The organism is Paraburkholderia sediminicola, from assembly GCF_046027355.1.
Classification (GTDB): domain Bacteria; phylum Pseudomonadota; class Gammaproteobacteria; order Burkholderiales; family Burkholderiaceae; genus Paraburkholderia; species Paraburkholderia sediminicola_B.
This window is the reverse complement of sequence record NZ_JAQQEK010000001.1, coordinates 351,454-377,675: the sequence shown is the minus strand read 5'-3', so window position 1 is coordinate 377,675 and position 26,222 is coordinate 351,454. Positions and strand designations below refer to the sequence as shown.

Here is a 26,222-nt window from a genome sequence, read left to right as displayed (position 1 = left end):
GCGACTTTTAACGCTTGGCTGCCGCATATTGATCGCGCAGATCACGCACGCGGTCATGATTTTGCAGTACGCCTTGATACTGCCGCTCGACAATCGCCCGCACATCCGCCGGCAACTCCTTTTCAAGTGCATCGTGATAGCGCTTCTTCGCGACGTCCTCGCCCTTCTCGCACTCGGCCAGAATCTCGTGGTCGCTGCGATCCGTCACGGCCGACTTCACGTCGACCCAGCCGCGATGCAACGCGCCGCTCATGCTGCCGCCCGTTTCGGGCTTGCCACCCAGACCTTGAACCGCGTCCTGCAGCTCACGCGCGCCGCGCGTGCAGTCTTCGGCACGCGATAGGAACAGCGTTTTCAGCTGCGCGTCGTGCGCATCGTCGGCTGCCTTGCGAAAGCCCTTCTCGCCGTCCTTCGACGTTTCGACCAGATCGTTCAGCACGGAAACAACGTTCGTAGCCATTCAATACCTCCAAGGGTTTCGTTAGTCATGGAATCCGCCGCCGGAAACGCGTCGCGCTATTGCCAGGCGCTCGCCCACCGACGATGGAGTTCATGGATCTATCCGCACGCGGCGTGCCCGACGGGTATCGCTGTAAACGTATTGCGCGCTGCGTCGACGAGCCCTAGCAATCTTGGCAACGCGCGTAAATGTTGCCCGCCGCGAGACCGCGCGACAGCCCACAAGCCCCGCGCGGCGGGCTTCCGATCAATGGCACAGCGGTTGCTTTATATGCTCCGCCCCAGCACGCGTGCAACGCAACAACACACTGCAAGACGTGCCACTGCATTGAAAAAACAACGGGCAGGCAACAACGACAGGGAGTATCACCATGAAGATCAGGAGCGCAGAATTTCTGGCCGCCGTCGCGATCATCGCCTCGGCGACCGTGATGCAGATTCGCGAACATCTGCAAGTGCCGGAAGCGCCGTCGTCGAATGCTCAGGCAATGTCCCCTTCGTGCGGGGTAACGCATGAAGGATTCGTGCCGGCCGCGTGCGAGCCGACGCGCGACGAGCGCCAGGTGGATCGCGCGCCGCAGCCGCGACGTAATGCGCCGCAAGGCTGGGTGTGAGCGGAGGGTTGAGTACCGGCAGGCACGAAAAAACGGCCCGATCGATGTCGGGCCGTTCTGCTACTGACCGCAGCGAAAAACGCGCGTCGACTCAGGCGCTCCTCTCGCTGAACTCGCCAAGTGGCACCGGTTTCTTCAACGGATCGAAGTCGGCCCAGCGTCCCTGCTGCCAGCGTCCGCTCGCCCGCTCGATCGCCATGCCGCCTGCTTCGCGCAAAACGCGCGCGGCATCGAACTGATTGTCCGGCGAGACGTGCACGGCGACCAGCACGCCGGAATCGCGCGTCTCCTCATGGAATGCTGAACGAAGGCCCGTGTGACCGGCGTCACGCGTTCGCGACATTGCCCCGACCAGCGAGCCGACATACGCGCCGACGCCCGCGGCAATCAGCGACACGATGATCGGCGTCGAGAACGCCGCGAAGATGCCGACGCCCACCACGGCGCCGACTACCGCACCGATGGTGACGCCCATGCCGGCACCTTTGGGCGCATTCCGCGCGCCGGCATCGGTGCCGGTGTCGCCGCCAATCGGATAACGCGCGTGCTGGCCACGCGGATTGACGAAGAACAGCGTGACGTCTTCCTCGACGAAACCTGCATTGAAGAGCTTTGCCGCCGCATCTTCAGCGGCGGGAAAAGTCGTAAAGCGAGCTGCGACGATGAGTGACATGAGGCCTCCTTGCATCGTTGGATAGCGTTTGCGGACCATGCCGCCGCATTTTCGCCGCGCCACACAGCGCGCGAGCGGCGGCACGCGCCGGCACTACGCCGTGGTGCCGCGATCCGGTTCCATGCCTTCCACTCTGAACAGTCCGCTATGCAACACTACGCCTTCACCGCCGTTCTGGTCGAGTGCTTCCGCGCAAACCGAACGGATACGCTGACGGCCTTTGTCGAAGGCCGCCATCAGCGTGGCTTCCAGGGCGGAATCGGCGCCGAAATGATCCTCGAGCGCCTCGGCGGTAATCGTGCATACGACCGGTTCGCCGTCCACCCGCGCCATGAAGCGCACGGTCAGATTCGCTCCGTCGAAGACCGGCTTGTCGTCGGAAAAAGTGATCTGCATAAGGGAATCCTCATAGGCCGGCCGCGGCAGGATCGCGTTCATGGCGAACCCTTCATTGCGCCGGCGAGTTGCTGCGCCATCGCGAGATGATGTTGGATGGTCGGCAGCGCATGCTGGGCCGCAGCCTTCAGTTGAGCATCGGTGCCGCTAGTGCTTTCCTGCTGGAACAGATCGACTGCTCGCTGATGCGCTTCCACCCCGACCTGCTCGACGTAGGCCTGATCGAATTCCATGCCCTTGAGGGTCTGGAGTTTGCCGACCAGCGCGGAATCCGCCGACGGCGTCGAGGTGAAGCCCTTCTTCGAGACCAGCGCCGCCATCGCGTGGGAGAGTTTCGTGTGATCCGTAATCATCTGCTGCGCGAATTTCTTCACGCGCGGATCGCTGGAATTCTTCAGCGCCACCTTGCTGGCCGCGATTTCGGTGGCGTCGGACTGCGAGGCGTCCTGCACGAATTGCTGATCCGCGGGCGAAAGCTTCGTGCCGCTGACCGGCGCGTCGCTCGCCGGGGCGTCGCTGGCTTGCGCGTAGACCGCGCCGATGGACGCCGCGCTCAAAGTCAGCGCGACAGTCATCGCTTGTAGGGAATACCGGAATTTCATGCATTTTCTCCCAGGTCGACGGATACACCGAAGCGGAACCGGTGAGACGTGGCGCCGCATTCTTCCAGTGCGCGCGCCCCGCTCGTCACTCCGCTCATGCGGCCTTGCGCTTCGACAATTGCGCAATGAGCGTTCTGTTAAAAGCCGGGAGGTCGTCGGGTTTGCGGCTGCTAATCAGATTGCCGTCCTCGACCACTTCCTGATCCACCCACGTGCCGCCCGCATTGCGAATGTCGTCCTGCAGGCTCGGCCAACTCGTGACCGTGCGGCCTTTGATGATGCCCGCCGAGACCGGCAACCACGCCCCATGACAGATCACCGCGATCGGCTTCTTCGCGTTGTCGGCTGCCTTGACGAAGGCTTGTGCCTGCGGCAGCAGACGAATGGCGTCGCCGTTCACCACGCCGCCTGGCAATACCACGGCGTCGTAGTCGGCCGCGCTTGCCTTGTCGAACGTCACATCGACTTCGACGGCGTCGCCCTTGTCCACGTGCTTGAAACCCTGGATCTTGCCCGGCTTGGCGGAAATGACGTGCACCGTTGCACCTGCTTCAACCAGCGCGCGTTTCGGCTCGATCAGTTCTGCCTGCTCGAAACCGTCCACCGCGAGCATCGCCACCTTGTAACCCTTCAACGTGCTAGCCATGCGTACTCTCCATCGTGTGAGTGCTGGGCCGGGCGTGCTGCGTGACCCGGCCCTTCCTTAGCCTTCGATTCAGCAAAAGACGTGCCCACGCGTCCATCGACGGACTGCGCGAGGCCGGTCAAAGACCTTGCGGGTCATCGTCGAGGCCGTCGTCGTCGTTATCGTCGTTAACCAGCGGATCGATGACGCGGTCGGGTTCGATATCACCGTCCGGCACCCGTGTCGAATCGCCGTCGGCAGCGGCGCGTTCGCCTGTGCCGGCGCGATCCGTATCGCTGCCGAGTTCGGTGTCGCCGGTTTCGAGCGCATGATTGTCCAGTTCGGTATCCACATCGAATTCATGACGCTTCGCGCCGGCGACGTCGCTGCCGCTATCGGATGAATCGCTCGGACCGAGCGCGCCGGTCGTGCCGGCGGTTTGCTTGACGACCTGTTGCGGCTCTTCATCGGGATTCAGGGTGCTGCTCATGGCGCTCTCCTTGGTTCGTTTGGATCGTTCGTTACCCATAGCGAGAGTTCGCAAGGACTGTTCCGCTCATCCGCGAAGCAACACGAGACAGCCATACGCGCCACGCCGACGGCAGCGCCGGGCATTGCCTTTGCTTGCAGGCACAGTCACCGGCGCAAAGCGCGCCCTCCGCTTGAAACTTCTACCTGCGACGATGGCTGCCACGACAACTCCGATTCAACGCCGCCCTGAGCGCATGGACGACGACAGCGCGAAACAGCCCGCGCCCGCCGCCATGCCGCCAGGCTTGCGCCATGCCGACGATACGAAACCCGGCATCACGCGTCAGCGTGAACAAAACGGCTTCGCGTATTTCGATGTAGCGGGCAAACGCATCGACGATGAAGACGAAATCAAACGCATCAACGCGCTCGCCATTCCACCGGCTTATGAGGACGTGTGGATCTGCCCGGATGCGCGCGGCCATATCCAGGCGACCGGCCGCGACTCGCGCGGCCGCAAGCAATACCGCTATCACCCGCTCTGGCGTGAAACGCGCGACGCCGACAAATACGAACGCATGGCCGAGTTCGGCCGCGCGTTGCCGAAGATCCGCGCCCGCGTCGCACGCGACCTGAATCTGCCGGGCATGCCGTGCGACAAAGTCATCGCCGCGATCGTGCAGTTGCTCGATACGACGCTGATCCGGATCGGCAGTGTCGAATACGCGCGCGATAACCAGTCATATGGTTTGACGACGCTGCGCAAGAAGCACGTGAAGATCGAAGCCGGCCAGTTGCGTTTCAAATTTCGTGGCAAGAGCGGCATCGAACACGACGTGACGGTGAACAATCCACGCGTCAAACGCATCGTGCGGCGCTGCGCCGAACTGCCGGGTCACGACCTGTTCCAGTATCTCGACGAAGACGGCACGCGCCGCACTGTCGGCTCCGCCGACATCAACGACTATCTGCGCCGTGCGAGCGGCGCGGATTTCACGGCCAAGGACTACCGCACGTGGGCCGGCAGCGTCTATGCGTTGGCCGCGCTGCGCCGCCTGATGTGCAGCAGTGCGGCGGAAGCGCGCCGTCATATCGTCGCGACCGTGAAGGATGTGGCGGCGTTGCTGCGCAATACGCCGGCCGTGTGCAAGCGTTGCTACATTCACCCCGCGGTAATCAGCTCATTCGAAGCGGACGAATTGCAGACGCTCGCGCCTGCTCAATCGCGCCGCGGGCTGAGGGTGGACGAGGTCGCGTTTGCCGCATTGCTTGCGCAAGCCGAGAAACGCGCGGCGAAGCTTGCGCGTCAGGCTGGCGCGAAAGGCCGCAAGGCGCGCGAATCGGCGGTGGCGGAAAGCATCGACGACTCGATCACCAGTTTGCTGAAGAAGTCGCGCGTGGTGCGCAAGGCAACGGCGGCGAAGGCCGATGCAAAGGCTGGTGCGCAAGGTGCCCGGCGCGCGGCCGCGCCTCGGATTGCAGGCGTGCGCGCGGCAGGTGCTTCGCGTGCAGGGAAACAGGCGGCGCCTTAAAAGACCCGCAACTCAGGGCTCGTTATACCTCTTCCGCGAATGCGGCCATCACGAGCCACATATCGCGCTCGCCGTCCCGTATCTCGGCAGCGAGCGCATAGGGGTCGCCGGGCGAACAGACGCGCTCGAGCGCTTCATGCGCGACTTCGCCGTTGTCGAATACATGGGCCGACAACGGCCGCACTTCCTGTTTTCCCTCGAACATCTGCTGCTTCCTTCGATACACGAGGGTCTCGGACTTCCAGCTGCGAAAGCATTCGCTGACGTGCGTGAAATCGCCGCCGCAGATGTTCACCTGATAATGGATTGTTTGCGTCATGATCGTATTTCCCGCGATGCGCCCGATGCATGCGCCTCTGCCTCCTGGTGTTCTTGAGCAAGAGAGACGAGCCGCACGCTTCTTTCGCATCGATACAGCCGGAGCAGTGTGTCTATAGTTGCCGACGTTGCCCTCTGCTCCGAAACTTCCGTGTGCTCACTGACCTTTCGTATCGCTACTCGCGTCAGCGCCGGGCATATTGGTCGAATCGGTCTTCGGCTTCTTCATCTTCGGCTTTGACATGTGATTCGATTTCGAGCCAGCGGAACTCATCGCTCCCGATGTAGGTTGTCCATCCGTGGTCGGTGCCGCGGTCGCCGCGCCGTGAGCGTTACCCGAGCCGCCGGTGCCGCTGCCGCCGCCGTTACCGTTGCCGCCGCCCGCTTGCGCGAACGCCGCGCCCGACATGGCGACGAGCGCCGACACCAGCAATGCTTTTGAATATTTCATTGAAGTCTCCGAGGATAGATGGACAGCGTACGTATGTGACTGATTGCGCTGCTGCCAAGACATTCAGCAAGGGCTATGCCTCATGGCGGAGCGCGTCGCGGTCCTGACCGCACACCACGCAGCCGCCGACCGTCAACGCACCTTCCTCAGCTCTCCTCGTCTATCGTCTATTCAGACGAAATATTTTCAAACACGTCAGCACGCTTTACGCGTTCAGCGTGATGCTCCACACGCGTTGTTCGCAAACCAACCACTGCGCCGCAGCACGCCGTCCGGAATTGGAAGGAACGCGGGTTGCTCAGCCTTGCACACACCAACCTATAGAGGAGGCTCATCATGCTGAACCAGACACAGACACAAGCCGGCATGCGGCAAGACCAGGGCGCGCGAATCGTCGGCAAGGGCAGCGCGACCGCGGACGGCCCCGGCCCGGACGTGATGGCCGCGTCCACGCTCGACGGCAACAAGGTGCTCAGCAGCGATGGCGAGGACATCGGCAAGATCAAGGACATCATGCTCGACGTCGGCTCGGGCCGCGTCGCATATGCCGTGCTCTCGAGCGGCGGTTTTCTCGGCATCGGCGACAAGCTGCTCGCCATCCCTTGGCATGCATTGACGCTCGATACCGGGCGCAAGTGCTTCGTGCTGAACATGACCGCTGAGCGCGTGAAGAACGCACCGGGCTTCGACAAGGACCACTGGCCATCCATGGCGGACCAGACGTGGGCCACGTCCGTGCATCAGTACTACGGCAGCGAACCGTACTGGGGCCGCGACTCGTATGCGCGTCGCGACGACTGCGGCGTGGGCGACATTCCGCCCGCGTCGTCGGACGCGCCGCAGGCTGGCGGGATGAAGTTGTAACGCAGGCTCGCGGCGGGCGCGCGCAGCCGCAAGCGCTCACCCGTGTCCGCGCCGATGCGCCGGCATGCCGCCATCGCGGCAGCCGGCGCGTTTCAGTTTGAGCGCACAATAAGCGCCATCAGCGCGCGCACGACTCGATGAGGAGGCGGCATCGTGGCCACCCGAAAATCCACCAGCAAGTCCAAACGCCCCGTCGCGCGCGGCAAGTCGGGCCGGCCGCCGCGCCAGCGGCACGCCCAGGCGCACGCGGCGCAGCGCGCCGAAAGTCCGAAGAAGTGGTCGCACCATGTGATGGAAACCAGTGACGCGATGGATATCGAGCACGATGTTTTCAAAACCGGCAGCGCGGAGTCGATCGCCCAATCGCTCAAGCAGTCGTCCACGAAAAGCCGCCGCCGCAAAGGCACGCCGTTCCAGTCGGCCATGTCGATGCTGAACTTCTATATCAATCGCGCCGGCAGGAACCTGCCGAAAACGCGCCGCGACACCTTGCAGCAAGCCAAGCGCAAACTGCGCGAAGCATTCGGACGCGCGCCTTGATATGACGCGTCGTTGACTGACGCGTCCGGGCGCACCTTTCTTCAACCGGCCACGCATGCGGCACGCGCATGCGGGCCCTCACCGGATGCTCATGCACGAAACTTTGTGGTTTCTCATCGTCGGCGCCGTGCTCGTTTTCATGGGCCTCGCGGCCACGACGCTCCGGCGGCTACCTGTCAGCGCCGCCATGTTTTATCTCGCGATCGGCTACTTCCTCGGGCCGCCCGGCATCGGCCTGTTGCGCCTCGATATGATCGCCGACGCGCATCTGCTGCGTGCCATCACCGAAGTCGCGCTGCTTGTCTCGCTGTTTGCCATAGGCCTGCGGCTGCGGCTAGGCATGCTCGAAAAACTCTGGACCGTGCCGCTGCGTCTCGGCTTTCTTGCGATGCTCGCGACCATTCCGCTGCTGATGCTGTTCGGCGTGTACGTCCTGCATCTCGGCTGGGGGCCGGCCCTGCTGCTGGCGGCGATCCTCGCGCCGACCGATCCGGTGCTGGCCCACGACGTGCAAGTGCACAACCCCGGCGACCACGACCTGCTGCGCTTCGCGCTGTCCGGCGAAGGCGGGTTGAACGACGGCATCGCGCTGCCCTTCGCGATGCTCGGGCTGGCGCTATGCGCGGCGCCCGCCGCCGAGGCGGGCGATCTGTTGAACCTGAAGCTCGCGGGCAGCATCGTGTGGGGCGTGGCGGGCGCGATCGCGATCGGCGGCGTGCTCGGCTGGGCCACGACACACGCGGTGACGTGGCTGCGCATGCGCCACGCGCAGGCGCTCGGGCTCGAGGGTTTCTTCGCGCTCGGTTTGATCGAACTGTCGTTCGGCGCCGCGCAGCTCGCGCATACCTATGGCTTTCTGGCCGTGTTCGCCGCCGGTGTCGCGATGCGCCGTGTCGAACACCGCGCGAGCGGCGGCCAGTCGCCTCGCGAAACCATCGGCACCGTCGATTCCGAAGACGTCGAAGCGACCGCGGCGAATCCAAGCAAAGCGCACGCGTATATGACGGAGTCGGTGCTCGGCTTCACGATCGAACTCGAACGCATCGCCGAGGTTGCCGTCATGGCAATGGTCGGCAACGTGCTCGCCACGATGCACACGCCGCTCTTCACCTGGCAGACCATTGCGCTGACCGCCGCGCTGTTCGTGCTCGTGCGGCCGGTATCGGTGGAGTTGTCGCTGCTCGGGTCGAGCGCGACGCCGACGCAGCGCCGTTTGATGAGCTGGTTCGGGATACGCGGCATCGGTTCGTTTTACTACCTGGCGTACGCGCTCGAAAACGGCGCCGCCGCCGACGTCGCCCCGCTCGTGCCGCTCACGCTGGCCGTGATCGCGGCGTCAGTGGTGATTCACGGTGTCTCAGCCACACCGTTGATGAACTGGTATCGCCGGCTGCGCAGTCATGAAAGTTAGTCGCGATCATTCAAACAGGTGAATCCGCGAAGCCTGTCTGTGCTCGACTGTCAACTGGAGTCGCTAGAATACGGGACCTTCATGCTGCAATAAGCCTCTCACCTTCGATGACCCCACCCGACGATTCCCGACGCACGGCACGGACGAGCGCCGCCGACTCGCTGTTTGCCTTTCTCAAGTCGTTGCCGCTCGGCGAGCGCTTGATCGAGGGCAGCTTCATGGCCGTGCAGGCGGTCGCCGGCGCGAGTCTCGCCGTCGCCATCGGCCGAATGCTGCATACCGAGCAAACCTTCTGGGCCGCCATCACGGCGATCGCGGTCAGCCAGCATAGCTACGTCGACACGCGCAACCTGTCGCGCGATCAATTCATCGGCGCGATGGTGGGCGGCTTGTGCGGACTGGTGGGCGCCACCTTCGGCGCCGGCTATTTCGCGGCGTATGCGGCCACGGTCGGCGTGGCGATTGCCCTGTGCTGGATCCTGAACGTCGGCAGCGCGGCGCGTCTGGGCGGTATCACGGCGACGATCATGCTGTTGGTGCCGGGCATGGGGCCCGCGTGGGACAAAGCCCTCATGCGCCTCGGCGAAGTAACGCTCGGCACGATCTGCGCCTTGCTGGTGGCCTTCCTGATGTCGTGGGCGGAACGGCGCTGGTTCGGCAAACCGGGCAAGCCAGGCTAGTTATCCGCCACATCGCTCTCCTGCGGACGACGCCGGTAGCGTCCCGGCGGCACGCCGACGCTTTGCTGAAACGCCTTGCCGAAGGCGGCCTCCGACTGATAGCCCACCGCCTCGCCGATCTCGGCCGCGCTGCGCTGCGTGCGGCGCAGCAGATCGCAGGCGATCGTCATGCGGATCTGTGTGAGAAAGTCCATCACCGTCATGCCCGCGCGTTCGTTGAAATGGCGTGCGTAAGTCGCGCGCGACATGGCGGCGAGCTCGCCGAGCTCGGCGATGGTCCACGCCCGTTCGGGAGCGCTGAGCATGCCTTGCACGGAAGCGCCCAGGCGCGCGTCGGCAAGCAGCGCGAGCACGCCTGAAGCCGATGCGTTCTGCTCGCCGTGCACCCGTAGCGCCATGGCGAGGAGCGCGTGGCTCAATGCGGTGACGATCGCGAGGGCGCCCGCCTGGCGTCGTTCGGCCTCGCTTCGCATCAGCCCAATCACCGTTTGCAGCGAGTCCAGCGTTTCCATGCCGCTCAGCGAGACATGGAACGGATCGGGCAAGGCGTTCAGCAGCAGGGCCGACGAACCGGGCGAGTAGACAAAGCGGCCGCACAGAAGATCGAGGTCGGCAGGGATGCGCGCGCCATCGTGGCCGTCTTGGCCGTCGTGACCGTCCTGGCCGTCGTTGCGTCGCAAAGGCAGCATGCCGTCATGGCTTTGCGTCAACGGCGCAGTGGCGGCCGAGCGCTGCACATCACGCACACGATGCGCCGCGCCGCGTGGAAACAGCATGAAGTCGCCCGCGCGCAAGGCACGCTGCGCGCCGTCGGCAGTCTCGACGACGCATGCGCCGTCCAGCACCAGGTGGAACGGCGCGATGCCCGCCTCCTCCGGGCCATGATCGATATCGAAAGCGCCGGAGAGCAGGCAACGCAGATCGAGGCTGGCTTGGGGCCGGGCGAGGTCGATCAGTCGGCTGAGCGTATCCATGAGACGATCGCGCTAAAAGTTGAGCGAATCGAGTATTCAGGATATCGCGGCCCAGCGCAATACTTGTCTCACGACGCCGGTACCCGCCGACGCGCAACAGACCAAGGAGCACTGCCATGTTGAACTGGATCGAATACCGTCAGGAACTGGTCGGCCGTATCGGCGAGATCGCCAAACTGTCGCCGGACACCGTCAAGGGCTATCAGGCGTTGTCGGGCGCCGGCCAGAAGAAGGACCTGCTCGGCGCCAAGACGCGCGAACTGATTGCGCTCGCGGTGGCGGTCAGCCTGCGTTGTGACGGCTGTATTACCGTGCACACCGCCGAAGCGCTCAAGCATGGCGCGACGCGCGAGGAAATCGCCGAAGCGCTGGGCGTGGCGGTCGCCATCAATGCGGGCGCCGCGATGGTGTACTCGGCTCGCACGATGGATGCCGCCGCGGCTTATGCCGCGCAAGCGGCTGACGCGGGGCAGGCTGCCACGGAATGAGCGGATGCACGGCGAGTTGCTTGTGTAGCTGAAGCGGCGCAAGTGGCCGGAGCGGGAACTGGACAGGCGTCCGACCCGCCAGCCGCGCTGGCGGAATGCCACAACCGGGCACCGCGTCGACAGACCGCGCTTTTCTCACACTGCGTCCAGCCGGCAGCGCTGGCTGCGGCTGGTTTCGCCAACCGCTGCCACTACGCCGCCGGATGCCGCGCCTCTTCAAGCTGCTTGCGACGCGGCTCACCTTGCCGCTCCAGCATCCAGCCCGGATATTCCGCAGGCAGCGTGCTCACCTGATCGAGCTTCGCAAGCTCATCCGCGGTGAGCGAAACACCCGTCGCGGCGATATTGTCGTCGAGCTGCTCGACCTTCTTCGCGCCGACGATCACCGTGGTCACTACCCGCTGATGCAGCAGCCACGCTAGCGCGATCTGCGCGACCGACACTCGCTTTGCCTCGGCGATATCGCGCATCACGTCGATACAGTCATAAGCGCGCTCGCGATTGACTGGCGGAAAATCGAACGTCGTGCGACGGCTGCCCGCCTCGCCCTGCTGCTCACGTCCATACTTGCCGCTCAGCAAGCCGCCCGCGAGCGGACTCCACACCATCAGACCGAGGCCTTCGCTGTGCAGCATCGGCGCGAGTTCCCGTTCGAGGTCGCGGCCCGCCAGCGTGTAATACGCCTGCAGCGTTTCGAAACGCGCGAGCCCAAGGCGCTCGGAAATGCCGAGCGCTTTCGCGATCTGCCACGCGGCCCAGTTCGACACGCCCACATAGCGCACATGGCCGTGCTGCACCAGCGTGTCGAGTGCGCGCATGGTTTCCTCGATCGGCGTGGCCGGATCGAAACCGTGGATCTGATACAGGTCGACGTGATCGAGTTGCAGACGCTTGAGGCTCGCCTTCACGCCGTCGATGATGTGATAACGCGAGGCGCCGCGCGCGTTGGGAAATTCGCCGGTCTGGCCGAAGACTTTGGTGGCCACCACCACTTTGTCGCGCGGCACCTTGAGGTTCTTCAGCGCCTGGCCGGTGATCTGCTCGGACTGGCCCTCTGAGTAGACGTCGGCTGTGTCGATGAAATTGATGCCCGCGTCGAGCGCCCGGCCGACCAGCCGCTCCGCGTCCGCCTGCTGCAGATCGCCGATCTGCTTCCAGATGCCCCCGCCGCCGCCGAAGGTCATCGTGCCCAAACATAATTCTGAAACAAACACACCGGTACGGCCCAACTGGTTGTATCGCATCGTCGAGACTCCATCGTGGTTTCGTGGATGGGTGAGGCGTAGAGAGTACTGCAATTGGCAAGATCCGGCAGCGCGAGCGGCAAGGTGTGCGCCCGGCAAAAATTGCCGCAGCGCAGGCTTTTGATTGCGACATAAATGCCGACCCGTAGTCTTCGGCAAAGCAAGCGGAAACCTGCCAGACTGATTCCTGATCCTTGCAACCGGCTGCTTTCGCCGTCCTCTGGATATGGCACGACCCGCCCCCAACTATGCAAGCATGACTTCGGCCTCCACAACTGCCGCCTTGGGTACGGCACCCGCCACTGCATCCGTCGCGACGCCCGCCATCGGGCTATCGACGGCCGGCGCGCTCGCCGATTTCCATCCGGCAGTCGCGAGCTGGTTCCTTAAGACCTTCCCCGCGCCGACCGACGCACAAGCCGCCGCGTGGCCGCAGATTCGGCGTGGCCGTTCCACGCTGGTGGCCGCGCCGACGGGTTCGGGCAAAACGCTTACCGCGTTCCTGTCCGCGCTCGACGATCTGGTCCAGCAAGGTCTCGCCAACGGCGGCGTACTGCCCGATGAAACGCTGGTGGTCTACGTGTCGCCGCTGAAGGCGCTCTCCAACGACATCCGCCTGAATCTGCAACTGCCGCTGCAAGGCATCGCCGCGGAACTCGACGCGCGCGGCTTGCCGCCACTGGACATGCGCACCGCCGTGCGGACCGGCGATACCACGCAGCAGGAACGCAACGCGTTGAAGAAGCGCGCGCCGCATATTCTCGTGACCACACCGGAATCCCTCTACGTTTTGCTCGGTTCGGACTCCGGCCGTCGCATGCTGTCGACCGTGCGCACGGTGATCGTCGATGAAATTCACGCGCTCGCCGGCAGTAAGCGCGGCAGCCATCTCGCACTCAGCCTCGAGCGGCTCGACGCGCTATGTCAGCGACGCTTGCCGCGTATCGGCCTGTCGGCGACGCAAAAGCCGGTAAGCGCGGTCGCGCGCTTTCTGGTGGGCGGCGGCAGCATCGACAGCGGCATTCCCGCTGATTGCGCGATCGTCGACGTGGGTCACATCCGCGAACGGGATCTGGCGCTCGAAATCCCGCCCGTGCCGCTCGAAGCGGTGATGCCTAACGAGGTATGGGAGCGCGTCTACGACCGTCTCGCCGAACTGGTGGCGATGCACCGCACCACGCTGATTTTCGTCAACACGCGCCGCATGGCCGAGCGCGCCGCGCGTCATCTGACCGAGCGGCTGGGCAAGGACGTGGTCGCCGCGCATCACGGCAGCCTTGCGAAGGAGCATCGTTTCGACGCCGAGCAGCGCCTGAAACGGGGCGAACTGCGCGTCCTGATCGCCACGGCTTCGTTGGAACTCGGCATCGATATCGGCGACGTCGATCTGGTCTGCCAGATGGGTTCGCCACGCGCGATCGCGCCGTTCCTGCAACGGGTCGGACGCTCGGGCCATCATGTGGGCGGCATGCCGAAAGGCAGGCTGTTTCCGAATTCGCGCGACGATCTGATCGAATGCGCCGCGCTGCTCGATTGCGTGCGGCGCGGCGAACTCGACGCGCTGCGCATTCCACGCGCGCCGCTCGACGTGCTCGCCCAGCAGATCGTCGCGGAAGTGTCGAGCGCGGAATGGAGCGAGGACGCGCTTTTCGACCTGATGCGCTGCGCCGCGCCCTACGCGGACCTCACGCGTGACCAGTACGACGCCGTGCTGCGCATGCTCGCCGAAGGCTACACGAGCCGCAATGGTCCGCGCGGCGCCTATGTGCATCGCGACGTGGTGAGCGGCACGTTGCGCGGCCGGCGCGGCGGCAAGCTGGTCGCCGTCACGTCGGGCGGCACGATTCCCGAGAACGCCGACTATGCCGTGGTGCTCGAACCGCAGGCGATCAATATCGGCACCGTCAACGAGGATTTCGCCGTCGAAAGCCTGGCCGGCGACGTGTTTCAACTCGGCAACGCGTCGTACCGGATTCTGCGGATCGAAAGTGGACGCGTGCGCGTCGAGGACGCACAGGGCCAGCCGCCGAATATTCCTTTCTGGCTCGGCGAAGCGCCGGGGCGCAGCGACGAGCTGTCGCTCGGCGTCGCGCGTTTGCGCGAGCAGATCGGGCGTCTTCTCGATGGCGAGGACACGGCGGCCGGTTTTGCGGACGCGACCGGCACCGAAGTCGAAACCCTGCCCGCCCGCATCGACCACGCGATCGACTGGGTCGTCGACAATCTGAATCTCGACGAAGCCGCCGCCCGCCAGATCGTCGACTATCTCGCCCGCGCGCGCGCCGCGCTCAGCGTGCTGCCCACGCAGAACACGCTGGTCATGGAGCGTTTCTTCGACGAATCCGGCGGCACGCAGCTGGTCATTCATGCGCCGTTCGGCAGCCGGGTGAACCGCGCGTGGGGCCTCGCGCTGCGCAAGCGCTTTTGCCGCACCTTCAACTTCGAGCTGCAAGCCGCCGCCACCGAGGACGCGATCGTGCTGTCGCTGACCGGCAGCCATTCCTTCGTGCTCGACGACGTGTGGCGCTATCTGCATTCGAACAGCGCCGAGCATCTGCTGATTCAGGCGCTGCTCGATGCGCCGCTGTTCGGCGTGCGCTGGCGCTGGAACGCGACCACGGCGCTCGGTCTGCCGCGTTACACCGGCGGGCGCAAAACCGCGCCGCAACTGCAGCGCATGCGCAGCGAGGATTTACTGGCGAACGTGTTTCCCGAGCAGGCCGCGTGTCTGGAGAACGTGGTCGGCGAGCGCGAGCTGCCGCATCATCCGTTAGTGGACCAAACCGTCGACGACTGTCTGCACGAGGCGATGGACAGCGAACGCTGGCTCGCGCTGCTGCGTCGTATCGAACAGGGCGACGTGCAACTGGTCGCGCGCGATTTGCCGGCGCCCTCGCCGCTCGCCGCCGAAATCCTCAACGCGAAACCGTACGCCTATCTCGACGACGCGCCAATCGAGGAGCGCCGCACGCAAGCCGTGCTGAACCGCCGCTGGACCGACCCGTCGAGCGCCGACGATCTCGGCGCGCTCGATGCGGAAGCCATCGAAAGTGTGCGCGACGAAGCGTGGCCGCAGGCGCGCAACGCCGACGAGATGCACGAAGCGTTGACCGGCCTTGCCTGCATCACCGAGACCGAAGCGCGCCGCAACGATGGCTGGCCGGCATGGCTCGCGTCGCTGGCGGAATCCGGCCGCGCCACCCGCCTGCAGTTCGCCGGCGACTCCGCCGTGTGGCTGCCCGTCGAACGCCTCACGTGTTTTCAGTCGCTTTATCCCGACGCCCGGTTTGCGCCGCCGCTCCCCGCGCCGAAAGGCTACGCGGAGGCCTGGAACGCCGACGACGCCCTGATCGACGTGCTCCGTGCGCGCCTGACCGGCTTCGGCCCGCTGCCGGTCGGCGCGATTGCACAGGCGCTGATGTTGCCGGCGGCATCGGTCGAACAGAGCCTGACGCGCCTCGAAGCCGAAGGCTACGTGATGCGCGGCCGCTTCACGCCTCAAGCCGCCGAGGAAGAATGGTGCGAACGACACCTCCTGGCGCGGATACACCGCTACACGGTGAAACGCCTGCGGCGGGAAATCGAGCCGGTCGAACGGCACGACTTCATGCGCTTTCTGTTCGAGTGGCAGCATCTGACGCCGGACACGCGCAGCGAGGGGCGCGACGCGCTGGCCGCGGTCCTCGAACAGCTCGAAGGTTTCCAGGCCGCGGCGGGCGCGTGGGAGGAAGACATCCTGCCCACGCGCGTGAAGGCCTACGCGAATACTTCGCTCGACGAACTATGCCGCGCCGGCAAAATAGTCTGGACCCGCCTGACGGAACGCGCGCGCGGCGCCACCGGGCCAGTCCGCAGTACGCCGATCGTGCTGCTGCCGCGCGCGCAGGTGCGCGTATGGAGCGCACTGCTCGATCCGTCGAAGCAACCGGAGTTGTCGGCGCGCGCGCAAAGCGTGTATGACACGCTGGTGCAACACGGCGCGATGTTCTTCGACGAATTGCTCGCCGAAGTTCGCGTATTGCGTATGGAACTGGAGAGCGCGCTGGGCGAACTGGTGGCCGCGGGTCTCGTGAATTCCGACAGTTTCGCGGGCTTGCGTGCTTTGTTGAAGCCCGTCGCCAAGCGCAACGCGTTTTCCAGCAACCGGCGCGGGCGCTCGAGCGCACTGATCGGCGGCATGGACGACGCGGGGCGCTGGGCGCTGGTTAGCCGGCCCACCACGGCTGCGGCGTCAGAGACCGTGCCGGAGCGCCGCCGGCAATTCCCACCTGAAGTGCTGGAACACGTCGCGATGACGCTGTTGCGCCGTTATGGCGTGGTGTTCTGGCGTCTGCTCGAACGCGAGGCCGAGTGGCTGCCGCCGTGGCGAGACCTGCTGCGCGTTTTTCAGCGGCTCGAAGCGCGTGGCGTGATTCGCGGCGGGCGCTTCGTGAATGGCCTCGCCGGCGAACAATTTGCGCTGCCCGAAGCGATTCCCGTGCTGCGAGAAGTGCGGCGGCATGCGAACGACGGTGCTTTTGTCTGTGTCGCCGGGACCGATCCGTTGAATCTCGCGGGCACTTTGCTGGTCGGCGAACGCGTGCCCGCGATGGCGGGAAACCGGGTCCTGTATCGCGACGGCGTTGTGGTGGCCACGCTCGTATCCGGCGCTTTCTGGTTCGAACCGTCACTGGAAGCGGTTCCCGCCGAAAGGGAAAAGGCTCGCGCGTGGCTGGCGCGACGGTTTTAGCTGTTTAGAGTGAGCGCGGGTTGCCGTCAATTACCTGCGCATGGCCAGAAAGAGCACGTAAAAAACACACAGAAAAGCCCTAAAGACGGAAGTCTTACTGACCGTTAATCTTTATAAGCCCTAATTCCAATCGCTTCGCTACAATGGGGACAGTCTTAAGTATGATGAAGACTGTTTGCCGACTCCGCCTTCACGGCGGCCACCGGCACACACCGCCCGGGGATCTCATGAACGACGACCAACACGACCAGGTGCTTTATGCCCAGTTCGGCACAAGCAGCCCATGCTGGCGTCTGTCGAACGACAGCAACGCGCTCGAACTCACGCCCGTGACTGGCGACGTGCCGGCCAATGTCGCTATTCCGCTGAATCCTCAGCAGGCCTCGCAAATCCGCTGCCTCACCGGCGTCACTTCGCATCTCATCCTCGACGTGCGGCTGTTCGGCGAACCGCTGCGCTTGCATCTCGTCGGTAAAAAGCTCAGCAGCAACAGCTGGGCCGGCACCGCCTCGGCCTACGACGACACCGAATCCGTCGCCCGCGATCTGGTCCACGGCCTCTCGTTTGCCGAACAGGTCGTGTCCGAAGTAAATTCGGTCGTCGTGATCGTCGACCGGCATGGTCGAATACAACGCTTCAACCGTCTTGCCGAAGAACTCACCGGCGTCAAGGAAGAGAACATCATCGGCCGCAACGTATGGGCGTTGTTCATGTCCACCGAAGACGGCGCGGCCTCCAGCCAGAACATTGCAGGCTTCTTCAATCGCGGCGTGTCGTACGAGGTCGAGCGGCGCGTCAAAACAGTGCATGGCGAACGGCTCTTTCTGTTCCGCAATAAATTCGTCCACAGCGGCAGCGGCGTCGAGGAACAATTCCTGATCTGCTCGGGCACCGACATCACCGAGGAACGGCTCGCGCAGGAACGCCTCACCGAACTGGCGAACACCGACTCGCTCACCGGCCTCGCGAACCGCAACGCGATCCAGGACAAAATCCGCACCGCCATCGAAGACGCCGCGCCGGGCGAAGCGGTCGGCGTGCTGTTCCTCGATCTCGACAACTTCAAGAAGGTCAACGACCACTACGGCCACGTATTCGGCGACCGTCTGATCCGCGACGTGTCGTCGGCCATCAGCGAGTGCCTGAACGAAGGCGATACGCTCGCGCGCCTGGGTGGTGACGAATTCATCGTGCTCGCGGCCAAGGGCATGGCGCACGAACTCGAAGCCACCGCGCAGCGCATTCTCGAACGCATGCGCACGCCGTTCGCCCTCGGGCTCGTGGAGGTCTACACGGGCTGCTCGATCGGCATCGCGCTGTATCCGGAACACGGCGACAGCCTCGAGTCGCTGATCCGTTCGGCCGACACGGCCATGTATGTCGCCAAGGACGAAGGCAAACGCACGCACCGCGTGTTCTCGCCGGAAATGAACCGCCGGGTCGCCGAGTACATGTGGCTCGACACCAATCTGCGCCGCGGCCTCGAAGAGGGTCAACTGACGCTGCACTACCAGCCGAAACTGTCGCTCGCCACCGGCGTGGTGCAAGGCGTCGAAGCGCTGGTGCGCTGGAATTCGCCGGAGCGCGGGCAGATCATGCCCGCCGAGTTCATCCGTTACGCGGAAGAGTCCGGGCTGATCGGCGTACTGGGCCGCTGGGTCATGGTAACGGCCGCGAAACAGGCCGCCAAATGGAAGGCGGACGGCTACAACCTGCGCATCGCGATCAACGTGTCGGCGCGGCAACTGGTCGATACCGCCGTGGTCCGCCATTTCAACGAGGCGCTGCGGGACGCCAATCTCGACCCCTGCCTGCTCGATCTCGAACTGACCGAGAGCTGCCTGATCGAAGACGAAACGGCCGCGATCGATCTGATCAAGCAGTTCCGCCAGCTCGGCGCGCAGGTTCATCTGGACGATTTCGGCACGGGCTATTCGTCGCTCTCGCAGCTTGGCCGGATTCCGCTCGACGTCATCAAGCTCGACCGCAGCTTCGTGCGCTCGATCAACGCCGACACCAAAGCGCAGGCACTGGTGCGCTCCATGGTGGCCGTCGCGCAGGAGTTGAATTTCAAAGTGGTCGCCGAAGGAATCGAGACCGAATCGGAAGAAGTGTTCATGAAGGGCTTGGGCGTGGATTACGTGCAGGGCTTCCTGTACGGCCAGGCCATGCCGGCGGCTGAATTCGAACGCTGGTTGCAGGATAGACAGAAGCTCAGGCTCATTGCCTGAGCTTCCGGCGCCGCCCCCCTTGCGGCTTATTGTGGTCGACCCCCGGTTAGTTCAGGCAAAATTGGCCGCGCTGGCCGCCGTCTGACGCAGGTTCGAGGTACGGCGGTTCTGCAGCATCACCAGCCGCTCCATGAAGGCGAGGTCCTTCTCGTCGATCGTGAAGGCGGCGTCCACCCAATCCTCGGTGATTTCCATCAGCTCGGCGCGCGAGAGTTGCAGCACGCGCTGGCGCGCGCGCAGCATCGCACGGATGCCGTTCATTTTCGGCTTGAGCGTGTCGATGAAAGTACGGGTCGCCATATAGGCTTCGCCCGGTTCGAACAGCTGGTCGACCAGACCTTTGCCGTAGTGCCATTCAGCCGTATGCGATTCGCCGACGCCGATCAGCTCCTCCGCGAGCCGCATGCCGGCCTTGCGCGCCACCAGTGAATAACCGCCCATGCCCGGGAACAGATTGAATGCGATCTCCGGGAAGCCCATCCGTGCGTCGGTCTGCGCGAGCAGGAAATGATGCGCGAGCGCGGCCTCGAAGCCCCCACCGAGTGCCGTGCCCTCCACCATCGCGATCGAAATCGCCCCCGTGTCGAATCCCCGCGATGCCGCATGCACGCAATCGACACAGGCCCGCGCGTAGGACATGAGCGCCTGACGCTTGCCGGCGCGGATCGCATCCGCGAAGAAATCCAGATCGCCGCCGACGTTGTACATGGTCGGAATCAACGAACCGGTGACCCAGAAATCGATCGGCAATCCCGACTCTCGTGCTGCCTGCGCGAGTTCCAGGATGTCGTGGACCAGATCGAGATTGAAACAGGGACGCGGCTGCGCCCGCAACATCATCCACATGACGTTGCGGCCTTCTTCGTAGTAAGCCGAGATTTGCGAAAGATTGCCGGCTTCGAGGAACGGACGGCAGGCGTGGTGATTATGCAGATTCATTTTGAACGGTCCTTTTTAAGGTTAAACGCTGGTATTGCAATGCGAGCCTAAAGCAGACCGGAATCGGATGGGAGCGGGGTAACCAACAGATGAATGCAAGCCGCGTTCAAAAGCCCGCCAGCAGGCGCTCTGCGGGAAAGAGAGAGGTCGATGGCATGTCGCGCGGACGCAAACGGTTGCGCACCGAAGATGGGCGAAATTGGGCCACAAATAGGCACACGGCGTGCAATCTATTTGCGCACGGGCAAGGATTGAATTTCTTGCCGGATCGAAGAAAGAAAGAAATAGTCTTCGATTAGAAAATGCAATCGAAAATGATCAGCGGGGAATGGTTTTTTCTCTGATTGGTGGGCTAACAGACGGTGTATCCGCTTCGCATGATCAAACGCGGGCGGCCCACCGCGCCGCGCGCCTTTCCATCAGAGCCTTATTGCAGACGCGCGGACCAGTGGCCGGCTGCTTCCGCGCTCATGCCGACGGCCAGCGCCGCGGCGAGAATCTGCGCCCACGTGGCCGCGTCCACGGGAATGCCTTCGGCCTCGCGCTGCGCGCGCGTCACGCGCTCGGGTTCGCCAGGCTCATAGATACGCTCGGCGCCCGCCGCGAGCGGCGAGGCCTTCACCCAGTCGATAAACGCGTCGGCTTCGGCTTGCGCATCGGGCGCGTCGAACGCGGCCGGATCGATGATCACCGACAGCATGCAGTTGATGATCGCGTTGGTCGTGCCGAGCGTGGTCGAGTGCGTGGTGAAGCCGCCAGACAGCGCGCCGCCGAAGATCTCGCACAGGGCCGCGAGCCCGAAGCCCTTATGACCGCCGAACGGCGTCAGCGAACCGAACGGCACTTCGTGCATGACTTTGGGTTCGAGCGTGGCCCGGCCCTCGTGATCGATCAGCGCGCCGGGTTGCACCTGTTTGCCCTGGTTATAAGCGACGCGCGTCTTGCCGTACGCCACCGTGCTGGTCGCGAAGTCGAGCACGAGCGGCGGCTTGCCGGGCCGCGGATAAGCGGCGCAAAACGGATTGGTGCCGATGCGCCGGTCCGCGCCACCGAACGGCGCGACGAGCGGATCGCCCGCCACGTTGACGAAGTGGAACGACACCAGACCCGCCCGTGCGCACTGTTCGGCCCAATGACCGATGCGACCGATGTGATGCGCGCCACGCAAGCCGACCGCGCAGATGCCAAGGCGTTTGGCGCGTTCGATGCCCTGCTCCATGGCCTCGAACGCCACCACCTGGCCGAAACCCCGGCCGCCTTCGACCGTCAGCACGGCGCCCGCGTCTTTCACCACGTCGGCGTGCAGGTTCAGTTGAAGCTCCCCGTCGGCGAGCGACGCCACATAGCGTGGAATCATCCCCACGCCATGCGAGTCGTGACCCGTCAGATTCGCCGCCACCAGATGATCGGCGACCAGTTCCGCTTCGCGTGGCGTGCTGCCCGCCTGCTCCCAGATCGCCCTCACATAGGCATGTAATTGATCGGCCGGAATCCGGCGCGTGGCGGCTTGAGCGGTCGAGTTATCGGTCATTCACAGTGTCGGCGGACGTGATGGGTTCAGGGCAAACGACAGTCGAAGAGCAAGCTCAAGGCGCGGCGGCGATCACCTCGGCGACCGCGGCCGTGAGCTTCTTGCCGTACGGCACGTGCAGGAACTCGTTCGGCCCGTGCGCATTCGACTTCGGTCCGAGCACGCCGCACACCATGAACTGCGATTTCGGGAAGCCCGCCTTCAGCACGTTCATCAGCGGGATGGTGCCGCCCTGCCCCATATAGGCGACGTCCGCGCCGTAGTGTTGGCGTGACGCGTCGTTGAGCGCGGTGGCGAGCCACGGTGCGAGGTCCGGCGCGCTCCAGCCGCTCGCCGCGCCCGCGTCCGGTTTGAACGTCACCTTGGCGTTGTACGGCGGATCGACTTCGAGCAACGCCTTCAGTTCGGCGACGGCCTTCTCCGCTTCGATCATCGGCGGCAGACGCAGCGACAGCTTGAATGCCGTGCGCGGACGCAGCACGTTGCCGGCATCGGCCAGTGCGGGCAAGCCGGCCGCGCCGGTCACCGACAGCGACGGACGCCACGTCGAATTGAGCAAGGCCTCCTTCGGATCGGTGGTGGTGGGCAGCACCTGACGGCCGTCCTGGCCGCAAGCCCACGGCAGCTTCTTCCAGACGTCGTCGCCGAGAATCTGGGCCGTGGCTTCCGCTTCACGCAGACGGTCGGCCGGGATATCGACATGGAAGCCCTTCGGCAGCAGCGTGCCGTTGGCCGAGTCTTCGAGACGGTCGAACAGTTGCCGCATGATGCGGAAGCTCGACGGTGCGATGCCGCCATAACCGCCCGAGTGAATGCCTTCGTCGAGCACTTGCACTTCCAGGTCGCCGGCGACCAGTCCACGCAACGACGTAGTGAGCCACAGTTGATCGTAGTTGCCCGCGCCCGAATCCAGGCACACGACCAGACCCACCTTGCCGAGCCGCTCGCGCAGCGCGTCGACGTACGGCAGCAGATCGTAGCTGCCCGACTCCTCGCAGGTTTCGATCAGACCGACGCAACGCGGACGCTCGACGCCTTGCGCGTCCAGCGCGGCGAGTGCGGTGATGCTCGCGTAGATCGCATAGCCGTCGTCGGCGCCGCCGCGGCCGTAGAGCTTGTCGTTCTCGAGCTTGGGCGTCCACGGTCCGAGGTCGTTGCGCCAGCCGTCGAATTCGGGCTGCTTGTCGAGGTGCCCGTACAGCACGGTGGTTTCCTCGCTGCCCGAACGGGTCGCCGCCGACTCGAAGAAGATCACCGGCGTGCGGCCAGGCAAGCGAATGATTTCGAGTTTCAGGCCGCGCACGGGCTGCTGTTCGGCCCATTGCGCCGCGTCGGTGATCACGCGCTCCAGATAGCCGTGCTTGACCCACTCGGGATCGAACGCCGGACTCTTGGCCGGCACGGCGATGTAGTCCGTCAGCGCGGGTACGATCTCGTCGTTCCACTTGCGGTCCACGAATTCGCGTAGCGTCTCGGGGTTGATGCGTTGAGCCTGCTGGGTATCGTCGGAGATCATGATGGCGGTCCGTGGGGATATGTTCTGTCGAAACGATCATGATAGTCCCGATGCGGCGTCCGCTGAACCCCTCGCCGGGCATCGGCTTGGTGAACGGCTGTCGGCGCCGCTCGTGCCGGCCGCTCGTTCCAGCCATGTCGAGCGGCCCAAAGCCTTTGCGGCGAGCTTACGCAAACAGAACAATCGCGCGACAATCGCGTCATAGGTCGCATATCGGGAGCCGCTTCATGGGGGGCAACGTTGTCGTGCAAGCCATCGCCGCGGTGCTCGCGCTGGCGCTTTATTTTCTGCCGGCCATGCTGGCGGACCGGCGTAAGCGTCATGACATGCTGACGCTCGCGCTCTTCAACGCATGCCTCGGCTGGACCGTGTTCGGCTGGCTGCTTGCGCTCTACTGGGCGTTGCAACCGAACCCGCCGAAGAACATCGCGGGCGAGATCGTGGAGACGCGCAAGCTCGTGAGGATGAGAGCGTTTTCGTCCGCGCTGCTGGTGCGCGTGCAACGACGCGCAGGCGCGCAAGATCGCTCGGACAAGTAATTCAGGCGAGGCGCGGGTCAGGCGGAAAATAAACGGGCCGGCCGAAGCGCCGGCCGACCATGCGGGCTGTTCAGGCCGCGCGGCTGATGCGGTTCCAGAGCACGGAACCAGCGGGAATCGAGCGCGGCTCGGTGCGTACGCTCGCGGGTGAAAACATCTCACGGCGCAATTCGCCGTGTTCGTCGAACCATTCGCAAATCAGCCAGTCGCCGGGATTGAGCGCCACGGGGCCTGCGTACGTTACCGTCATGCGCGAGCCCCCCTCCTTCAACGTGACGACGTCGCCGACATTGAACTGGGCGGTGGGCGGTGTCTGGAATGCGTCAATGGTAGCGGTCAGCATATTCATCCCCCTACGGAACCGTTGAACGGTATTTAAGTCATTGCGCCGGGTTTTTCGACTTTAGACCTGCTGAAGGAAAACTCTAAAAGGTTCGACAAGATTAACAATCGAAATTAATCGCCGCAAGCGCTTTTTATTGATACCGTTTTCATTGGCAGTGGAATGGCTTCCACCGTCGGCTGTCGATCCAGAAAACCGGGAAAACCCTTCAATGCGCCGCCTGGCCGCCCGTTCATGCCGCACTGCACTATCGCAAGAGTTGCTGCGGAGTGTCGACGCGGCAAGTAGAAAATGCGAGCGCCGTTTCGTCATATCTAATGCGTCAGCAGACAGGTATTCAGGGTTTATTCTGATCTGCCACAACGGAATTACCTGTGAATAACGAACTCACCGGTAAATGCGCCATGCTTAAAATCGGTCATGTTTAAAAAAGCGCCTAATAATTTCCGACAGCTTTGTTGAAAACGATTCGCACCGCCGGATTTTCAAACCGGCTGCGCCGAGCGGCGCAGCGCGAGCTGCTGGTGCCGCACCAGCAGCACGCTCAAGCCGATGCAGACGAACATCAGCAGTGCGTTGATCGCGAGGCTGATCTGGAACGCGTGCGCGTAGTCGCCCGGTGCCGCGCGGCCGCCGATCGCGCCGAAGAACGCGCCGCTGATGGCCGCCGTGCCGAACGCCGAGCCGATCTGCAGCGTCGACGACACCACGCCTGAAGCAAGCCCGGCCTTCTCCGGCACGACCTCCAGCAATACGATGCGCATGATCGACGGCAGCAGCAGGCCATGACCGACGCCCGCGCACACGAGGCCGCAATAGAACAGCAGATCCGGCGTGGCCGACTGGGTGGCGGACCAGCCCGTGACCGTGAAGCCGATCGTCATCATCGAAAAGCCGAGCGTGAGCACATGGCCGCCGATGCGCTTGACCACCGCCGGCGAGGTCAGCGGCCCGACCACGAAACCGATCGCGAACGGCATGATCGCCATGCCCGAAGCGAGCGGCGTCCAGTGCAAACCGGTTTGCAGAAAGATCCCGTAGGTCAGGAAAAACGCGCTATTGCAGTAGAACAGGAACGCGAGCACGAGACCCAGCGCGAAGGCCCGGTTGCGGAACAATTGCAGGTCCACCAGCGGATGGCCGCCGCCGCGCTCGACGCGCCGCTCGGTCATCACGAAGAGCGCGAACGCCGGGACGGCAAGCGCGAACATCACGAAGGTCCATGCCGGCCAGCCGGCTTCGCGGCCGTGCGTCATCGGGTAGATCACCAGCAGCAGCACGGCGGATAGCAGCGCCACGCCCTTGACGTCGATGCCGGTGCGCGTGGCCGGCTGATTCTCCGGCACGAACTTCCACGTGCCGACAAACGCCGCAATACCGATCGGAATGTTGATCAGAAAGATGATGCGCCAGTCGAGCCCGAACGGATGATACGTGATCAGCGCACCGCCGCCCAACTGCCCGACGATCGACGACAAGCCGAACACGAAGCCATACAGGCTCATCACCTTGGTCTGCTGATGCAGCGGCACGACCGCGCGAATCGTCGCGAGCACTTGCGGCGCCATGACGGCGGCGGCGATGCCTTGCACGATCCGCGAGATCACCAGCATGTGTCCGCTGGTCGCGAAGCCGCACAGCGCCGAGGCGACCACGAACGCCGCCATGCCCGTCATGAACATGCGGCGACGGCCGAACAGGTCGCCGAGCCGCCCGCCCGTGATCAGCAGCACCGCATACGCCGACGCATAGGCCGAGACGACGAGTTGCAATTGCGCGTCGCTGGCGTTCAGGCCGGTGTGAATCGACGGCAACGCGAGATTGACGATGAAGTAGTCGAGCGGCGCGAGGAAGGCGCCGACGAACAGCACCGCCAGCGCGAGCCCCTGCCGTTCGAAACGCGGCTGGGCCCTGTCGACCGATGTTGCCACGCCCGTTGCCATGCTCGCGGCCGCGGCGCCAGGACAGGTCACCGCTGAGGCTGCGGAGCCTTGGGGTCCAACGAATGCCGCCGGAGCGGACTTGATCGCTTCGCTATTCATGACTGATCGT

Annotated in this window: 25 protein-coding genes; 10 read left to right on the top strand and 15 right to left on the bottom strand. The window is 64.2% G+C overall.

Going from position 1 to position 26,222, the window contains the following annotated elements; all coding sequences use genetic code 11:
* Positions 1-7: 7 nt before the first annotated feature.
* The gene (locus PQR42_RS01790; RefSeq protein WP_408384707.1) at positions 8-460 is read right to left on the bottom strand and encodes a PA2169 family four-helix-bundle protein; all 453 of its coding nucleotides are present in this window, start codon (positions 458-460) and stop codon (positions 8-10) included.
* Between the two features lie 370 nt (positions 461-830).
* Here PQR42_RS01790 and PQR42_RS01785 point away from each other — a divergent pair, with 370 nt between their 5' ends.
* Entirely contained in the window at positions 831-1,073 is a 243-nt protein-coding gene (locus PQR42_RS01785) for a hypothetical protein (protein WP_408384709.1), read from the top strand.
* 91 nt (positions 1,074-1,164) lie between these two features.
* Here PQR42_RS01785 and PQR42_RS01780 read toward each other — a convergent pair whose 3' ends face one another.
* From PQR42_RS01780 to PQR42_RS01760, 5 genes are all read right to left on the bottom strand, one after another.
* Positions 1,165-1,746 (bottom strand): hypothetical protein, encoded by a 582-nt coding sequence (locus PQR42_RS01780; protein WP_408384710.1) that lies wholly within the window; start codon positions 1,744-1,746, stop codon positions 1,165-1,167.
* 93 nt (positions 1,747-1,839) lie between these two features.
* Complete coding sequence (locus PQR42_RS01775) at positions 1,840-2,184, bottom strand: DUF1488 family protein (protein WP_408217788.1); 345 nt, start codon at positions 2,182-2,184, stop codon at positions 1,840-1,842.
* Positions 2,181-2,744, bottom strand: a complete 564-nt coding sequence (locus tag PQR42_RS01770; protein ID WP_408384712.1) for a DUF4142 domain-containing protein — start codon at positions 2,742-2,744, stop codon at positions 2,181-2,183. The genes PQR42_RS01775 and PQR42_RS01770 overlap by 4 nt, the downstream gene beginning before the upstream one ends.
* A gap of 94 nt (positions 2,745-2,838) precedes the next feature.
* Positions 2,839-3,390 carry a type 1 glutamine amidotransferase domain-containing protein gene (locus tag PQR42_RS01765; RefSeq protein ID WP_408217782.1) on the bottom strand — a complete coding sequence of 184 codons (552 nt, stop codon included), beginning with the start codon at positions 3,388-3,390 and terminating at the stop codon, positions 2,839-2,841.
* A 118-nt stretch (positions 3,391-3,508) separates the two neighbouring features.
* Positions 3,509-3,859, bottom strand: a complete 351-nt coding sequence (locus PQR42_RS01760; RefSeq protein WP_408217779.1) for a chemotaxis protein — start codon at positions 3,857-3,859, stop codon at positions 3,509-3,511.
* Between the two features lie 193 nt (positions 3,860-4,052).
* On the opposite strand from PQR42_RS01760, the gene PQR42_RS01755 reads away from it, so the two are divergent.
* Positions 4,053-5,372 (top strand): DNA topoisomerase IB, encoded by a 1,320-nt coding sequence (locus PQR42_RS01755; RefSeq protein WP_408384714.1) that lies wholly within the window; start codon positions 4,053-4,055, stop codon positions 5,370-5,372.
* A 22-nt stretch (positions 5,373-5,394) separates the two neighbouring features.
* Here PQR42_RS01755 and PQR42_RS01750 read toward each other — a convergent pair whose 3' ends face one another.
* Together PQR42_RS01750 and PQR42_RS01745 are read right to left on the bottom strand one after the other, a co-directional pair.
* Positions 5,395-5,691, bottom strand: coding sequence for a hypothetical protein (locus PQR42_RS01750; protein WP_408384716.1), 297 nt, complete (start codon positions 5,689-5,691; stop codon positions 5,395-5,397).
* A 156-nt stretch (positions 5,692-5,847) separates the two neighbouring features.
* The gene (locus PQR42_RS01745) at positions 5,848-6,141 is read right to left on the bottom strand and encodes a hypothetical protein (RefSeq protein ID WP_408217770.1); all 294 of its coding nucleotides are present in this window, start codon (positions 6,139-6,141) and stop codon (positions 5,848-5,850) included.
* 336 nt (positions 6,142-6,477) lie between these two features.
* On the opposite strand from PQR42_RS01745, the gene PQR42_RS01740 reads away from it, so the two are divergent.
* The 4 genes from PQR42_RS01740 to PQR42_RS01725 all read left to right on the top strand — a co-directional run bounded on the left by PQR42_RS01740 (position 6,478) and on the right by PQR42_RS01725 (position 9,636).
* Positions 6,478-7,005: a PRC-barrel domain-containing protein gene (locus PQR42_RS01740; RefSeq protein WP_408384718.1), complete on the top strand. Its 528-nt coding sequence runs from the start codon at positions 6,478-6,480 to the stop codon at positions 7,003-7,005.
* A 153-nt stretch (positions 7,006-7,158) separates the two neighbouring features.
* Entirely contained in the window at positions 7,159-7,545 is a 387-nt protein-coding gene (locus tag PQR42_RS01735; RefSeq protein ID WP_408384720.1) for a DUF3175 domain-containing protein, read from the top strand.
* Positions 7,546-7,636: 91 nt separating this feature from the next.
* The gene (locus PQR42_RS01730) at positions 7,637-8,956 is read left to right on the top strand and encodes a cation:proton antiporter (protein ID WP_408384722.1); all 1,320 of its coding nucleotides are present in this window, start codon (positions 7,637-7,639) and stop codon (positions 8,954-8,956) included.
* Positions 8,957-9,063: 107 nt separating this feature from the next.
* Entirely contained in the window at positions 9,064-9,636 is a 573-nt protein-coding gene (locus tag PQR42_RS01725) for an FUSC family protein (RefSeq protein ID WP_408217758.1), read from the top strand.
* Here the strand turns inward: PQR42_RS01725 and PQR42_RS01720 are convergent.
* Positions 9,633-10,610, bottom strand: a complete 978-nt coding sequence (locus tag PQR42_RS01720; protein ID WP_408384725.1) for a cupin domain-containing protein — start codon at positions 10,608-10,610, stop codon at positions 9,633-9,635. The two genes, PQR42_RS01725 and PQR42_RS01720, sit on opposite strands and share 4 nt — an antisense overlap.
* Before the next feature lie 116 nt (positions 10,611-10,726).
* Here PQR42_RS01720 and PQR42_RS01715 point away from each other — a divergent pair, with 116 nt between their 5' ends.
* Positions 10,727-11,098: a carboxymuconolactone decarboxylase family protein gene (locus tag PQR42_RS01715; RefSeq protein WP_408217752.1), complete on the top strand. Its 372-nt coding sequence runs from the start codon at positions 10,727-10,729 to the stop codon at positions 11,096-11,098.
* 191 nt (positions 11,099-11,289) lie between these two features.
* Here PQR42_RS01715 and PQR42_RS01710 read toward each other — a convergent pair whose 3' ends face one another.
* The gene (locus tag PQR42_RS01710) at positions 11,290-12,342 is read right to left on the bottom strand and encodes an aldo/keto reductase (RefSeq protein ID WP_408217749.1); all 1,053 of its coding nucleotides are present in this window, start codon (positions 12,340-12,342) and stop codon (positions 11,290-11,292) included.
* A 256-nt stretch (positions 12,343-12,598) separates the two neighbouring features.
* On the opposite strand from PQR42_RS01710, the gene PQR42_RS01705 reads away from it, so the two are divergent.
* Positions 12,599-17,071 carry a DEAD/DEAH box helicase gene (locus tag PQR42_RS01705; RefSeq protein WP_408384727.1) on the top strand — a complete coding sequence of 1,491 codons (4,473 nt, stop codon included), beginning with the start codon at positions 12,599-12,601 and terminating at the stop codon, positions 17,069-17,071.
* Between the two features lie 227 nt (positions 17,072-17,298).
* Complete coding sequence (gene pdeR, locus PQR42_RS01700; protein ID WP_408217744.1) at positions 17,299-19,302, top strand: cyclic di-GMP phosphodiesterase; 2,004 nt, start codon at positions 17,299-17,301, stop codon at positions 19,300-19,302.
* Between the two features lie 51 nt (positions 19,303-19,353).
* Here pdeR and PQR42_RS01695 read toward each other — a convergent pair whose 3' ends face one another.
* The 3 genes from PQR42_RS01695 to PQR42_RS01685 all read right to left on the bottom strand — a co-directional run bounded on the left by PQR42_RS01695 (position 19,354) and on the right by PQR42_RS01685 (position 23,288).
* The gene (locus PQR42_RS01695) at positions 19,354-20,241 is read right to left on the bottom strand and encodes a crotonase/enoyl-CoA hydratase family protein (RefSeq protein ID WP_408384730.1); all 888 of its coding nucleotides are present in this window, start codon (positions 20,239-20,241) and stop codon (positions 19,354-19,356) included.
* A 427-nt stretch (positions 20,242-20,668) separates the two neighbouring features.
* A complete protein-coding gene (locus tag PQR42_RS01690; RefSeq protein ID WP_408384732.1) occupies positions 20,669-21,772 on the bottom strand; it encodes a malate/lactate/ureidoglycolate dehydrogenase in 1,104 nt (367 codons plus the stop codon).
* Positions 21,773-21,827: 55 nt separating this feature from the next.
* A complete protein-coding gene (locus PQR42_RS01685) occupies positions 21,828-23,288 on the bottom strand; it encodes a M20 family metallopeptidase (protein WP_408493546.1) in 1,461 nt (486 codons plus the stop codon).
* Between the two features lie 227 nt (positions 23,289-23,515).
* Between PQR42_RS01685 and PQR42_RS01680 the strand changes: the two genes are divergently transcribed.
* Positions 23,516-23,827 (top strand): superinfection immunity protein, encoded by a 312-nt coding sequence (locus tag PQR42_RS01680; RefSeq protein ID WP_408384735.1) that lies wholly within the window; start codon positions 23,516-23,518, stop codon positions 23,825-23,827.
* A 70-nt stretch (positions 23,828-23,897) separates the two neighbouring features.
* On the opposite strand, the gene PQR42_RS01675 is transcribed toward PQR42_RS01680, so the two are convergent.
* Positions 23,898-24,170, bottom strand: coding sequence for a YodC family protein (locus PQR42_RS01675; RefSeq protein WP_408217729.1), 273 nt, complete (start codon positions 24,168-24,170; stop codon positions 23,898-23,900).
* A 485-nt stretch (positions 24,171-24,655) separates the two neighbouring features.
* Complete coding sequence (locus PQR42_RS01670; protein ID WP_408384737.1) at positions 24,656-26,212, bottom strand: MFS transporter; 1,557 nt, start codon at positions 26,210-26,212, stop codon at positions 24,656-24,658.
* Positions 26,213-26,222 lie beyond the last annotated feature (10 nt).

Coding starts and splice junctions, on each gene's coding strand:
- PQR42_RS01755 (WP_408384714.1), top strand. CDS start 4,053: ATGGCTGCCACGACAACTCCGATTCAACGCCGCCCTGAGCGCATGGAC.
- PQR42_RS01685 (WP_408493546.1), bottom strand. CDS start 23,288: ATGATCTCCGACGATACCCAGCAGGCTCAACGCATCAACCCCGAGACG.
- PQR42_RS01730 (WP_408384722.1), top strand. CDS start 7,637: ATGCACGAAACTTTGTGGTTTCTCATCGTCGGCGCCGTGCTCGTTTTC.
- PQR42_RS01710 (WP_408217749.1), bottom strand. CDS start 12,342: ATGCGATACAACCAGTTGGGCCGTACCGGTGTGTTTGTTTCAGAATTA.
- PQR42_RS01750 (WP_408384716.1), bottom strand. CDS start 5,691: ATGACGCAAACAATCCATTATCAGGTGAACATCTGCGGCGGCGATTTC.
- PQR42_RS01695 (WP_408384730.1), bottom strand. CDS start 20,241: ATGAATCTGCATAATCACCACGCCTGCCGTCCGTTCCTCGAAGCCGGC.
- PQR42_RS01720 (WP_408384725.1), bottom strand. CDS start 10,610: ATGGATACGCTCAGCCGACTGATCGACCTCGCCCGGCCCCAAGCCAGC.
- PQR42_RS01775 (WP_408217788.1), bottom strand. CDS start 2,184: ATGAACGCGATCCTGCCGCGGCCGGCCTATGAGGATTCCCTTATGCAG.
- PQR42_RS01675 (WP_408217729.1), bottom strand. CDS start 24,170: ATGCTGACCGCTACCATTGACGCATTCCAGACACCGCCCACCGCCCAG.
- PQR42_RS01760 (WP_408217779.1), bottom strand. CDS start 3,859: ATGAGCAGCACCCTGAATCCCGATGAAGAGCCGCAACAGGTCGTCAAG.
- PQR42_RS01725 (WP_408217758.1), top strand. CDS start 9,064: ATGACCCCACCCGACGATTCCCGACGCACGGCACGGACGAGCGCCGCC.
- PQR42_RS01680 (WP_408384735.1), top strand. CDS start 23,516: ATGGGGGGCAACGTTGTCGTGCAAGCCATCGCCGCGGTGCTCGCGCTG.
- PQR42_RS01740 (WP_408384718.1), top strand. CDS start 6,478: ATGCTGAACCAGACACAGACACAAGCCGGCATGCGGCAAGACCAGGGC.
- PQR42_RS01770 (WP_408384712.1), bottom strand. CDS start 2,744: ATGAAATTCCGGTATTCCCTACAAGCGATGACTGTCGCGCTGACTTTG.
- PQR42_RS01765 (WP_408217782.1), bottom strand. CDS start 3,390: ATGGCTAGCACGTTGAAGGGTTACAAGGTGGCGATGCTCGCGGTGGAC.
- PQR42_RS01780 (WP_408384710.1), bottom strand. CDS start 1,746: ATGTCACTCATCGTCGCAGCTCGCTTTACGACTTTTCCCGCCGCTGAA.
- PQR42_RS01705 (WP_408384727.1), top strand. CDS start 12,599: ATGACTTCGGCCTCCACAACTGCCGCCTTGGGTACGGCACCCGCCACT.
- PQR42_RS01670 (WP_408384737.1), bottom strand. CDS start 26,212: ATGAATAGCGAAGCGATCAAGTCCGCTCCGGCGGCATTCGTTGGACCC.
- PQR42_RS01745 (WP_408217770.1), bottom strand. CDS start 6,141: ATGAAATATTCAAAAGCATTGCTGGTGTCGGCGCTCGTCGCCATGTCG.
- PQR42_RS01690 (WP_408384732.1), bottom strand. CDS start 21,772: ATGACCGATAACTCGACCGCTCAAGCCGCCACGCGCCGGATTCCGGCC.
- pdeR (WP_408217744.1), top strand. CDS start 17,299: ATGAACGACGACCAACACGACCAGGTGCTTTATGCCCAGTTCGGCACA.
- PQR42_RS01790 (WP_408384707.1), bottom strand. CDS start 460: ATGGCTACGAACGTTGTTTCCGTGCTGAACGATCTGGTCGAAACGTCG.
- PQR42_RS01785 (WP_408384709.1), top strand. CDS start 831: ATGAAGATCAGGAGCGCAGAATTTCTGGCCGCCGTCGCGATCATCGCC.
- PQR42_RS01715 (WP_408217752.1), top strand. CDS start 10,727: ATGTTGAACTGGATCGAATACCGTCAGGAACTGGTCGGCCGTATCGGC.